This is a genomic window from Streptomyces sp. NPDC059452, assembly GCF_042750035.1.
Classification (GTDB): Bacteria; Actinomycetota; Actinomycetes; order Streptomycetales; family Streptomycetaceae; genus Streptomyces.
This window is the reverse complement of sequence record NZ_JBHYVE010000011.1, coordinates 184,302-197,329: the sequence shown is the minus strand read 5'-3', so window position 1 is coordinate 197,329 and position 13,028 is coordinate 184,302. Positions and strand designations below refer to the sequence as shown.

At 73.8% G+C, this 13,028-nt stretch carries 6 protein-coding genes; all 6 read left to right on the top strand.

The window, feature by feature from the left end; genetic code table 11:
• The first annotated feature begins 38 nt into the window (after window positions 1-38).
• The 6 genes from ACFW9Z_RS17305 (at window position 39) to ACFW9Z_RS17280 (ending at window position 13,028) form a co-directional block, all read left to right on the top strand.
• Window positions 39-1,349, top strand: a complete 1,311-nt coding sequence (locus ACFW9Z_RS17305; RefSeq protein ID WP_384640994.1) for an MFS transporter — start codon at window positions 39-41, stop codon at window positions 1,347-1,349.
• Between the two features lie 395 nt (window positions 1,350-1,744).
• Entirely contained in the window at window positions 1,745-5,833 is a 4,089-nt protein-coding gene (locus tag ACFW9Z_RS17300) for an amino acid adenylation domain-containing protein (RefSeq protein WP_384640991.1), read from the top strand.
• Entirely contained in the window at window positions 5,826-9,182 is a 3,357-nt protein-coding gene (locus tag ACFW9Z_RS17295) for an amino acid adenylation domain-containing protein (RefSeq protein ID WP_384640988.1), read from the top strand. The genes ACFW9Z_RS17300 and ACFW9Z_RS17295 overlap by 8 nt, the downstream gene beginning before the upstream one ends.
• Window positions 9,182-10,573 (top strand): condensation domain-containing protein, encoded by a 1,392-nt coding sequence (locus ACFW9Z_RS17290; RefSeq protein ID WP_384640985.1) that lies wholly within the window; start codon window positions 9,182-9,184, stop codon window positions 10,571-10,573. The genes ACFW9Z_RS17295 and ACFW9Z_RS17290 overlap by 1 nt, the downstream gene beginning before the upstream one ends.
• Window positions 10,574-10,642: 69 nt before the next feature.
• Window positions 10,643-11,833 carry an acyl-CoA dehydrogenase family protein gene (locus ACFW9Z_RS17285; RefSeq protein WP_384640982.1) on the top strand — a complete coding sequence of 397 codons (1,191 nt, stop codon included), beginning with the start codon at window positions 10,643-10,645 and terminating at the stop codon, window positions 11,831-11,833.
• A gap of 46 nt (window positions 11,834-11,879) precedes the next feature.
• Window positions 11,880-13,028, top strand: coding sequence for an acyl-CoA dehydrogenase family protein (locus tag ACFW9Z_RS17280; RefSeq protein WP_384640979.1), 1,149 nt, complete (start codon window positions 11,880-11,882; stop codon window positions 13,026-13,028).

Here is a 13,028-nt window from a genome sequence, read left to right as displayed (position 1 = left end):
ACCGACAATCCCACCCCCTATCAGAAAAGGGCGTCGACATGGCATTGGGTCGGCATTCCGATTTCAACCGCCTGTGGTTCGGGCAGACCGCCAGCAACTTCGGAGACAAGATCTCGCTCCTCGCACTGCCGACCCTCGCGGTCGTGGTGCTGGACGGCGGAGCGATGGAGGTCGGCGTGCTGGGCGCGCTGCGCTTCCTGCCCTTCCTGCTGCTCGCCCCGATCGCGGGACTGGTGGCGGACCGGTTCTCACGGCGCACGATCATGATCGTTGCCGACCTGGGGCGCTTCCTGGCCCTGGGAACGCTTCCGCTCGCATTCGCCCTCGACTCCGTCACGATGGTCCATCTCTTCATCGTGGCCGGTGTCACCGGCTGCCTCACCACCTTCTTCGAGGTCTCGTACCAGTCCTGGCTGCCCAAGCTCATCGGCACCGAGAACCTCATCGAGGGCAACACCAAACTCCAGATCAGCCGCAGCGTCGCGGAAGCGGTCGGCGCAGGAGCCGGCGGCGCGCTCATCCAGCTCCTCGGGGCCGCGCGCGCCATCACCGCCGACGCCTTCACCTTCCTCATCTCGTTCGTCGCCCTGATGTTCATCCGGCAGCGGGACGTCCGCGAGCGGGCCGAGGGGCGGAAGGCCTCCGCGAAGACAGAGCTCAAGGAGGGCATGCGCACCCTCTTCGGCAACCCGGTCCTGCGGGGCCTGTTCACCGCGAACGTCGTGGTCAACCTCGGTGCCGCGATGGGCGACGCCCTGCTGATCGTCTACGCGTACAAGGTGCTGGGCCTCAGCCCGGGCCAGGTCGGCATCGCCTTCGCCGTCATGTCGGTCTTCGTGATCGTCGGTGCGGTGCTCTCCGAGACGGTGTCCAAGCACCTCTCGGTGGGCCGCCTCCTGGTCATCACCTCGGTCGTGCTCGGCATCGGCTACATCCTGGTGCCCACCGGGGGCGCGATCGGCGGCTTCATCGGCCTGATCGTCGTCCAGGCGGTCATCGGCTTCGTCTCGCCGATGTTCGACATCCACGTCCTCAGCCTGGTGCAGGGCGTCACCCCGAACGACCAGATGGGCCGCGTCAGCGGCACCGCGCTCTCGGCGGTGTACGGCGCGCTCTCCCTCGGCTACTTCCTGGGCGGTGCGCTCGGTGAGGGCATCGGCCTGACCGGCGCCCTCGCGGTGGCCGGCGCGGTCGCCATCATCGGCGGCCTGACCCTGCTGGGCGGGCCGGTGGCGAAGATCAAGGAGATGCCCAAGGGCGAGCCCGGGGAAGGACCGGACGCGGACGGCCCGTCCCCCGGGCTCGTCAAGGCGGAAGAGACCGGAGAGGCCCCCAAGGTCAACGCCTGACCGGTCCGGATCACACCCCGGCCGACGGGAGCGGGTGCCAAGCCGATCGGCATCCGCTCCCGGCGTACGGACCGGTACGCGCCGGTACGCACCCGGCGTACGCGAAGACCGGCGTACGTACCTGGAGTACGCGAGCCGCGTACGCACCCGGCGTACGTGAATGGCGTACGCACCCGGCGTGCGCTCCAGGCGTACGCGAACAGCGCCGCGGGAACCCGCCCCGCACTTCCGCACCCTCACACCTCGCACCTCGTACTCCCGCACCCCGCACCCCGCACCCCGCACCCCGCACGTCCGCACGTCCGCACGTCCGCACCTCGCACTCCCCGCACCCGCGAGCCCCGCGGTGTGCGACCTGCCGTACTCCCTCTCCCGAAGACGCACGGAGGCTCAAGGTGAGCGAGTCCCTCGCCGAACGCATAGCCGCACTGCCGAAGTCCCGCCGGGCCCTGTTCCAGGCCCTGGCGGGCCGCAACGGAGCGCGCGACGCCGTGCGGGAGGACCCCGAGCCGGCGCCCCGCGATCCGGCGGACCCGCCGGTGCTCTCCTTCGCGCAGCGGCGGCTCTGGTTCATCGACCAGCTCCAGCCCGGCAGCCCCGCCTACAACGTGCCGGTGGCCACCCGCATCCGGGGTCCCCTGGACGTCCCGGCCCTGCACGCGGCGCTCCAGGAGACCGTGGACCGCCACGAGGTGCTGCGTACCGTCTACACCTACCAGGACGGCGCCGCCGAGGCCGTACCCCGCGTGGTGGACGGCTTCCGGCTGCCCCTCCCGGTGACCGAACTGCCCGGCGAGGAGGCCGTCCGGCCGTTCTACGACGCGGACGCGGGCGCCCCCTTCGACCTGGCCGGTGCCGTTCCCGTACGGGCCAGGCTCGGCCGCATCGACGCCGAGGACCACGTACTGGTCCTCAACCTCCACCACATCGTCACCGACGGCTGGTCGATGCGGATCCTGACCACCGAACTGGAACGCGCCTACGCCGCCCGCACCGGGGCTCCCGCCGCGCGGCCCGTCCCGCTCGCCCTCCAGTACGCCGACTTCGCCGTCTGGCAGCGCCGCCGGGTCAGCGGCGACCGGCTGGCGGGCCTCACCTCCTTCTGGCGGGAGGAGCTCGCCGGAGCCGCCCCCGTCGACCTGCCCACCGACCGGCCGAGGCCCCCCGTCTTCGGGCACGCCGGAGCCTCCCGCTACATCGATCTGCCGCCCGAACTCATCGAGCGTCTGCGTGAGTTCGGCAAGTCCGAGGGCGCCACCCTCTACATGACGATGCTGGCGGGGTTCGCCGCCACCCTGCGCCGCTGGACCGGCCAGGAGGACATCGTCGTCGGCACCTCCGTCTCCGGCCGCGACCACCCGGCCTTCGGCGACCTCATCGGCTTCTTCGTCAACACCCTGCCGCTGCGCATCCGCACGGGCGGCGACCCCGGCTTCGCCGAACTGGTGCGCTCCACCCGCCACACCACGCTCCAGGCGTACGCGCACCAGGAGATGCCCTTCGACCTCATCGTGGACGCCCTGGGGCTGCCCCGGGACCCGAGCAGGCCGCCGCTGACCTCCGTGATGTTCCTCCTCGACGAGACCTCCGACACCGCCCCCGGCCTGGCCGGACTGGAGACCGAGGCGATCGACTTCTCCTCGCACGCGACCAAGTACGACCTCATGATCAGCGTCCATGACAACGGCAGCGCGGTCCGCGCCCTGGTGGAGTACCCCACCGCCCTCTTCGACGCGCCGACCGTGGACCGCCTGCTCGGCCACTTCCTGACCACCCTCCACGGAGCGGTCGAGGACCCCCGGACCCCGCTGTCGGCCCTCCCGCTGCTCACCGAGGACGAGCGGCGCGCCGCCCTGGACGGCTGGAACGCCACCGGCGCCCCGTTCCCGCAGGACGCCTGCCTGCACCAGCTCTTCGAGCAGCACGCCGACCGCACACCCGACGCCCCCGCCGTGCTCCTGGGCGGGCTCGGCGGCTGGAGCGTCACCTACCGGGAGCTGGAGGAGCGGGCCAACCGGCTCGCGCACCGGCTCGTCGAGGCCGGGGCGGGCCCCGACCGGACCGTGGCGCTGTGCCTGCGCCGGGGCCCCGGACTGGTCACCGCGATCCTCGCCGTCCTCAAGGCGGGCGGCGCCTACGTCCCCCTCGACCCCGACTACCCCGCCGAACGCCTCGCGTTGCTGCTGCGGGACGCCGCCCCGCCCCTGATCGTCTCCGACTCCGAACTCATCGGCCGTGTCCCCGTCCCCGACGGGACCGTACGGGTCCTGCTGGACACCGACCGGGCCGCACTCGCCGAACTGCCCGCCACCCGCCCGGCCGTCCCCGTCACCTCGCGCGACCTCGCCTACGTCATCTTCACCTCCGGCTCCACGGGCACCCCCAAGGGCATCGCCCTGGAACACCGGGGGGTGGTCAACAACCTGCTGGACCTGAACCGTTCGTACGGCATCGGCCCCGCCGACCGCGTCCTCGGCCTCTCCTCGCCCAGCTTCGACATGAGCGTCTACGAGACCCTCGGCATCCTGGCGGCCGGCGGCGCGCTCGTCCTGCCCGACCCGGCCGCCGCCAAGGACCCGGCGCACTGGGCCGAGCTGCTGGAGCGGCACGACGTCACCGTCTGGAACTCCGCCCCCGCCCTCCTCGGCCTCCTCGTCGACCAGCTCGAACACGCCCACGGCCCCCAACTGCCGCTGCTGCGGACCGCGTTCCTCGGCGGTGACTGGATCCCCGTCACCCAGCCCGACCGGATCCGCGCCTTCGCACCCGGGCTGTCCTTCGTCGCGCTCGGCGGAGCCACCGAAGCCTCCATCCACTCGCTGGAGTACCGGGTCGGCCGGGTCGATCCCCGGTGGACGAAACTCCCGTACGGCCGCCCCATGGCCAACCAGCACGCCCACATCCTCGACCCCGGCGACCGCCTCGTCCCCGTCGGCGTACCCGGCGAACTCCACCTCGGCGGCGTCGGACTGGCCCGCGGCTATCTGAACCGGCCCGAGCTCACCGCCGAGAAGTTCGTCCACGTCGAACTGGAGCCCGGCCGCACCGAACGCCTCTACCGCACCGGCGACCTGGCCCGCCGGCACCCCGACGGCACCGTCGAACTCCTCGGCCGCACCGACTTCCGGATCAAGCTGAACGGGCTGCGCATCGAACCCGGCGAGGTGGAGAGCGCCCTGCGCGAGCGGCCCGGTGTCCGCGAGGCCGTCGTCACCGCCCGCCGGACCGCCACCGGCTCCGACCGCCTCGTCGCCCACGTCGTCCCCGAGGAGGGCGTGGAGCTGGACACCGCCGCCCTGCGGGCCGCGCTCGCCACGGTCCTGCCCCCGCACTGCGTCCCCGCCGAAGTGACACCGCTGGACCGGCTGCCGCTGAGCCCCAACGGCAAGGTCGACCGCAACGCCCTGCCCGGACCGCCCACCGGCTCCGGCGCCCGGACCGCCACCGCCGTCGCCGCCCCGGCGGACGGGGACCCGGTCGCCCAGCACATCGCGGCGGTCTGGGCCGAGGTGCTCGGTCTGCCCCAAGTCGCCCCGGCCGACGACTTCTTCGCCCTCGGCGGAGACTCCTTCGCCGCCGTCCGGGCCGTACGGGCCGTCGCCACGGCCCTGCCCGGCGGGGGAGCGGACGCCCTGCGCGTCGTCGACCTCTTCAGCAACCCGACCCCGGCCGGTCTCGCCGCACGGTGCGCGGAGCTCGCCGGAACCGGCGGCGGCCACCACCGGCTGCTGCACCGCCTCACCCCCCAGCGCCCGCCGGGCACCACCGCCCTGACCCTCGTCTGCTTCCCGCACGGCGGCGGCGACGCCATCGCCTACCAGCCGCTCGCCGCCCAACTCCCGCCCCACATCGAGCTGATGGCGGTCTCCCCGCCCGGCCACGACCCGCTGCGCCCCGGCCCGATGCTGCCGGTCCCCGAATTCGCCGAACTCGCCGCCGCCGAGATCGCCCGTACCGTGACCGGCCCGTACGCGGTCTACGGACACTGCGCGGGTGTCGTCACCGCGCTCCAGACCACCCAGGTGCTCGAACGGCTGGGCGAGCGCCCCGTCGCCCTGGACCTCGCCGCCGCACTCCCCGAGGACGACCCGCAGTACGCCCTGGAGATGGAGCGGGTCTCCGGCGACGACGACCTCGTCGCCTACCTGACCACCATGGACGGCTTCGACGGCGTCCTGGACGACCGGGACCTGAGCGCCGTCCTGCGGATGGTCCGGCACGACATGACCGAGGCCGCCCGCTTCTTCGCCCGCCACCCCGGCGGCTTCGAACGGCCCCTGACCACGCCCCTGACCTGCATCATCGGCGACGCCGACGAAGCGACCGAGGGGTACGAGGAGGGGTACCGCGCCTGGGGCGCGTACGCGGCCGACGTCCGGCTCGCCGTCATCCCCGGCGGCCGTCACTACTTCGCCAAGCACTTGCCCGAGCGGCTCGCCGCCCTGCTCGCCGATCTGCACCGCAACGGAGGAACCCATGTCTGACCTCGCCGAACGGCTCGGCCGTCTGCCCCAGGGACAGCGCTCCCGGCTGCTGGGCCGGATGCGCAACCAGATGACGGCCGGTGTGGGGCGCGGCATCGAACTCACCCGCACCGACCACGGACCGCGCTCCCGCTCCTCCTACCAGCAGGAGCAGATGTGGTTCGTCGACAAGCTCGGCGCCGGAAAGGCCCGCAACAACATCGCCCTCGCCATCACCCTGGGCGGCCCGCTCGACCGCGCCGCCCTGCACGAGGCGCTGAACGCCGTGGTCGCCCGCCACCAGGTGCTCCACAGCAAACTCGTCGAGATCGACGGCGTCCCCTGGCAGGAGCCCGTCCCCTCCTTCGTCCTCGGTATCCAGAGCACCGACCTCGCCGACAGCGAGGACCCCGACCGCGAGCTGGCCGAGCTCACCGCCTCCTGCGCCGCCGCCCCCTTCGACCTGGCCGCCGGACCGCCCGTCCGCGCCCACCTGGTGCGGCTGACCCCGGAGCGGCACGTCCTGCTCTGGGTCGTCCACCACATCGCCTGGGACCCGGGCTCCACCCGGATCTTCACCGAGGAGCTGACCGCCGGTTACGCCGCGGCCGCCGCCGGAAAGCGCCCCGAGGCCCCCCGGCTCGCCGTCGAGTACGCCGACTTCGCGGCCTGGCAGCGGGCCAAGCTGGAGAACGACGAGCACGGCCGGGCGCTCGCCGCCAAGTGGCGCCAGCTCCTGGCCGGCGCCGTGGCCACCGAGGTCCGGCCCGACCACCCGCGCGGCCCCGAGACCAAGGGCGACGGCCGGGGCCTCAAACTGGTTCTCGACCAGAAGCTCCTGGACCGGCTCACCGAACTCGCCGACGCCCACAACACCACGGTCTTCACCACCCTGCTGGCCGCCTTCAACGCGCTGCTGCGGCACTGGACCCGGACCGAGGACGTCGTCGTCGGCACGGCCAGCGCCTCCCGCCCGCACCCCGACCTGGAGCAGGTGATCGGCTGCTTCGTCCAGATGATCACCCTGCGTACGGAGGTCTCCGACACCCTCACCTTCCGCGAGCTGGTCACCCGTACCGCCGCCTCCGTGATGGAGTCCTTCACCAGCAGCGAACTCCCCTTCGAGCAGGTGGTGGAGGCGGTCCGGCCGGTCCGCGACCCGCTGCGCCACCCGCTGTTCCAGATCGAGTTCACCTCGCTGGGCCGCTGGGGCACCCACCGGGCGCAGGCGGCGGACGTCGAGTTCACGATGGACCAACTCCACGACGGCGCCGCCAAGTTCGACATGAGCTTCCTCGTCGGCGAGAACGAGGGCCTGGAGCTCTCCCTCGAATACAACACCTCCCTCTACCGGCACGGCACCGCGAGCGCCCTCCTCGCCGCCTTCCAGCAGGTCCTCCAGCAGGTCGCCGCCGACCCCGGCCTCAAGGTCGGCGAGATCAGCCTGGTCGAGGAGCCGACCGCCTCCCGGCACGCCCGCGAGCTCTCCCGGGGCGGACCGGTCGACGAGGCCGCCTGGACGACCACCCTGGACCGCGCCTTCCGGGAGCGGGCCACCATCCACCCCGACGCCGTCGCCGTCCGCCACGGCTCCACCCGGCTGGACTACGCCGCACTCGACCGCTGGTCCGAGGCCATCGCCCACCGGCTGCGCGACCGGGGCGTCGGACACGGGGACCCGGTCGCGGTCTGCGTGGCCCGCGGCCCGGCCGCCGTCGCGGGGGTCCTCGGCGTCCTCAAGGCGGGCGGACACTACGTCCCGGTCGACCCGGCCGCCCCGGCCGAGCGGATCCGTACCGTGCTGACCGACGCCGGGGTCCGCCACGCCCTCGTCGACGACAGCGCCCAACTGCCCCTCCCGCTGGAGCTGGTGGCCACCGGCACCGCCGCCCCCGTGCGCGAGGTCCCCTCGCTCGCCCCCAGCTCCACCCCCGCCGACCTCGCCTATGTGCTCTACACCTCGGGCAGCAGCGGAACCCCCAAGGGCGTCATGATCGAGCACCGCTCGGTCACCCACTTCTCCCGCACCATCGCCAAGGCCTACGAGATCAAGGCCGCCGACCGGGTCCTGCACTTCGCCCCGCTCACCTTCGACGTCTCCGTCTTCGAGATCTTCGCCACCCTGCTGGCCGGCGGCTCCCTCGTCATCGCCACCGACGACGAACGCCGCGACCCGGCCCTGCTCCAGCGGCGGATGCGCGAGGAGGAGGTCTCCGTAGCCGAACTCCCGCCCGCCCTCCTGCCGTTGCTCGACCCGGCGGATCTGCCCGATCTGCGGCTGGTCTCGGTGGGCGGCGAGGCCTTCCCGGGGCGGCTGGTCGCCGAATGGACGGCCGGGGAGCGCCGGTTCGTCAACGGCTACGGCCCTACGGAGGCGACCGTCGCGGTGACGCTGATGGACTGCACCGGGGCCTACGACCGCAATCCGCCGATCGGCCGCCCCATGCCCGGCCACCAGGCCTTCGTGCTCGACGAGCGGCTGCGGCCGGTGCCCCCCGGCGTGCCCGGCGAACTCTGCGTGGCGGGCCCCGGTGTGGCCCGGGGCTACCTGGGCCGTCCCGAACTCACCGCCGAACACTTCGCCGACAACCCCTACGCCGACGGCCCCGAGACCGCCCGCCTCTACCGCACGGGCGACCTGGTCCGCTGGCTGCCCGGCGGCAACCTGGACTTCCTCGGCCGCACCGACCGCCAGCTCAAGGTGCGCGGCCACCGGATCGAGCCGGGCGAGGTCGAGGCCGTCCTGACCGGGCACCCCTCCGTACAGCAGGCCGTCGTCCTCGCCCAGCCCGCGGCGGGCGGAGAGCGGATGCTCGCCGCCTACGTCACCGTCGAACAGGTCGGCTCCTACGCCTCCGAGGTCGCCGACGCCGAGGGGCTGCGCGCCTACACCGCCGTCCGGCTCCCCGGCTACATGGTCCCGGTCGTCGTCGTCCTGGACGAACTGCCGCTCACCCCGCACGGGAAGATCGACACCGGGGCCCTGCCGCTGCCGACGGATCAGGCGTCCCAGGGCGGCACCGCGCCGCGCGACGCCATCGAGGAGCAGATCTGCCGCGACATCCTCACCCCGCTGCTGGAATGGCAGAACCCGGACGTGGAGGGCGACTTCTTCGCCCTGGGCGGCAGCTCCCTCCAGGCCACCATCGTGGTCTCCCGGGTCCGGGCCCTCTTCGGCATCGACATCGCCCTGGCCGACTTCTTCAGCAGGCCGACCGTCTCCGGCCTCGCCGAACTCGTCCGGACCGCCAAGGCCGAGGCCGCGGGCGAACAGGAGCGGCTGCTCGCGGTGTTCGAGCAGATCGAGAACATGAGCGACGACGAGGCCGCCGCCCTCCTCGGCACCCTCCAGAGCCCGGAGGGGCCCTGATGGCCGGGCAGGCCGCCCTGGACGGGGCGCTGGCCGCGCTGCCCGAGGACCGGCGCGAGCTGGCCCGGCTGCTGCTCGCCGCCCGGCAGCCGGTACCCGCCCACCCGGTCCCGCGCTCCGGCACGGGGCCGGTCCCGCCGACCGCCCTCCAGAACAGGCTGTGGAGCAGGGAGCGCACCCACCCCGCCGTCGCCACCGGCTCGCACGCGCTGCGGCTGACCGGCCCCCTGGACCAGGGGCGGCTGACCGAGGCGCTCACCGGGGTGCTGCGCCGCCACGGCGCCCTGCGCACCAGGCTGGTGCGCTCCACGACCGAGGGACCACGGCTGTACGTGGACGAGGAGCCGGCCCTGCGGCTCACCCGGGCCGACCTCACGGGCTTCCCCGCCCGGGCCGCCGCCGAGCGGGTCGCCCGGGAGGTCGCCGAAAGCGCCTCCACCGTCCTGGACCTGGAGACCGGACGCACCAGCGCCTTCCGGCTGCTGCGTACCGCCCCCGACGAGCACGTCCTGATCCTCGCCTCCCACCTCGCGGTCTTCGACGGGTGGTCCTCCGGGGTCTTCCTCGCGGACCTGGCCGCCGGTTACCGCGCGGGCCCGGCGGAGCCCGCCCCGCCCGGACTCCAGTTCGCCGACTACGCGCAGTGGCAGCACCGCTGGCTGGCCGGGCCGGACGGGACGGCCGAACTGGCCCGCCGCCGGGCCGTGTTCGCCGCCGACCCGCCCGCCGCCCGGTGCCCCGCCGGATTCGACCGAGGCCATCTGCCGGTCCGGCTGGCCCGGGGACCGGTGGAGGCCGGTCTCGCCCTGGGCGCGGGGGAGGGGGCCACCCCGTTCATGACGCTGCTGGCCGCGCTGGCGGTGGTCCTGGCCCGGCGGCAGGGGCGTACCTCGGCGGTGATCGGCACCCCGGCGGCGGGCCGGTTCGCGGCACCGCTCGAAGGGGCCGTCGGCCAGTTCACCACCGTCGTGCCGATCCGTATCGACCTCGCGGGCGGCCCCGGCTTCCCGGAGCTCCTGCGCCGCACCCGCACCGCCGTCGCCGAGGCGCTGGGCCACCAACGCCTGCCGGTGGACGCCCTGTTCGGCGACGGCACGCCACCCCCGTACGACGTGCTCTTCGCCCTGCACAACTATCCGGCCGTCCCCCTGGAGCTGCCCGGCATCGAGGTCGGCCAGCTGCCGGGGCCGCCCGCCCGCCACCTGGAGCTCTACAGCCCGGACCCGGCCGCCACCCTGGCCTGCGTCGGGCTGGTGGAACGGGACGGCGAGATCGGCGGCACCGCCGAGTACAACCGGCACGCGATCACCCCCGAGGGCGTACGGGGCCTGCTCGCCGGGATCGAGGAGGTGCTGCACCGAGCCGCGACCGCACCCGACTCCCCTCTGTGACCATCCGCAGCCATCCGTGACATCTTCCCCTTTCACCCGAACCACCCCTACCCGCCAAGGGAGTTGCCCGTGCTCACCACCGAGTTCTACCGCGCGCCCGCGGACTGCGGGCTCGTGCGCAGCGGAGCCGGAGTGGCCCGCACCCCCATGCGGGCCCTGCGCGAGGACATCCACGACATCCTGGTCTCCGCACCCGTCGCCGAGGCCCGGCGCACCCGGGATCCCCGGCCCGTCCACCGGGCCCTGGGTGAACGGGGCCTCCTCGCGCCGCAGTGGCCCGAGGAGTACGGGGGCCGGGGCGTCAGCCAGGTCGCGGCCGCCGTGCTGGTCGAGGAGCTCGCCATGCACGACGTCCCCGACCTGCTGCACACCCTCACCGTGCAGATCGTCGGCTCCACGCTCCTCAACGTCGCGAGCCCCGCCATGAAGGCCCGCCACCTGCCGGGGTTCGCCGCGGGCACAGCCTTCGGCTGCGTACTCTTCAGCGAGCCGCAGGCCGGTTCGGACCTCAACATCCTCTCCACCCGCGCCGTTTCCGACGGCCGGGGCGGCTACAAGCTGTACGGGACCAAGGTCCACTCGCTCTTCGCGCGGTTCGCCGACTACGGACTCTGCCTGGCCCGGGGCGAGGACGACGCCTTCAGTCTCTTCCTCGTCCCGCTGGCCCAGCCAGGGGTGACGATCCGTCAGATCGACGGGATCGGCGACGACGCCTTCCACGAGGTCGCGCTCGACGGGGTCGCCGTCACCGCCGACGACGTCGTCGGCGAGCGGGGCCAGGGCTGGGCCATCGTCGTCAAGACCCTGGCCTTCGAGCGCACCGGACTCGACTACTACGTGAAGGCGCTGCGCTGGTACCGGGCCGCCGTGGAACGGCTGGAGGCCCACACCGAACGGCTGGAGGCGGGCCAGCACGACCAGATCGGCCTGGCCAAGCTGAACGCCCGGCTGCTCGCCGCCGGCACCCTCGTCCGCCGCGTCCTCACCCGCCTGGACCGGGGCGAACTCACCGAGGACGAGGCCGCCGCCGCCAAGTGGTACACCACCGAACTCGCCGCCGAAGTGGCCTGGTGGGCAGCGGAGCTGGACGGCGACACCAGCATGGCCCTCGACGACCCCGAGGTCGACGGGGTGGCACACCCACTCGATTCGGCGATGCGCGAAGCCCCGGGGATGCGGATATCGGGCGGCACCGCCGAAATGATGCTGGAGACGCTGGCCCGGCTGCGTCTCGACTCAGGGGCGGAGGTACGGCCGTGACGCACCAGGCGGTCATCGTGAACGGTACGGACGAGGAGGTACGGCCGTGACATCCCAGGCGGTCCAAGGAAACGGTGCGGACGGCGCGCTCACCGGGGCGCCCGCCGAGCGGTGGCGGGAGCGGGAGGACGAGGACTCGCTCTTCCGGCAGCTGCGGCTCACCGTACGACAGGGCCTGGAGGTCGACGGTGACACACCCGCGGGCGCCTGGGACGCGCTGACCCAGGTCGGCGCCTGGGAGTTCGCCCTGCCCATCGACAAGGACGGGCTCGACCTCGGGCAGGCGGTCCTGGCCATGGTCTGCGAGGAGGCCGGCAACGCCCTGCAGCCCGTCCCGCTCACCGACACCCTCCTGGCCCTGGACCTCCTCTCCGGCTTCGGCCCCCTTACCACCGACACCACCGACGGCCTCCTGGACGCGGTACGGGCGGGCGACTTCCGGATCGCCGTGCCGGGCCGGCTGCCCGACCCGCGCGGTGTCGTACCGTCCGGGCTCACCTGGAAGCCCGACGCGGACGGCGGGGCCGTCGTGGTCACCGGAACGGCCGGACCGTTCGCCGCCGGGGTGGCGCCGGACGCCCTGCTGGTCCTGGCCACCGGGCCCGACGGCCCGTGCGCGGCCCTGGTGAGGCTGCCCGCACCGGGCGTCACCGTACGCCCGCTGCGCGACCACGGAGGAGGCGCCGTCGCGGGCGCGGTCTTCGACGAGGCGCGCCTCCCGGCCGAGTCGGTGCTCCTGCGCGGTGTGGCCGCCGAGCAGGCGCTCGCCCGGGTGGGGCTGCGCGCCGCCGTCCACCAGGCATCGCTGCTGGCCGGTCTCACCGCCGCCGCCCTGACCGCCGTCGTCTCCCGCATCCGGGGGCGGCAGCAGTTCGGCCAGGCCCTGGTCAAGCACCAGGGCCCCCGGCTCCGGGTGGCGGGGCTGCTGGCCCGGCTGGACGCCGTGCGCTGGGCCGTCGGCGACGCCGCCCGCGACCTCGACCAGGGTCGGCTGACCCCGGGAGAGGCCGCCGGGCTGGTCGCCCTCACGGCGGAGACCACCCTCGACGTGACCCGGGACGCGGTACACCTGCACGGCGCCTCCGGACTCGTACGGGACGGTCTGGTGGCGGGCTGCTACCGGCGTGCGGCGTGGGAGGCGCTGCGCTGCGGGCGCCCCGCCCAGCTCTGGGACATCGCCGCGCACACCCCCTGA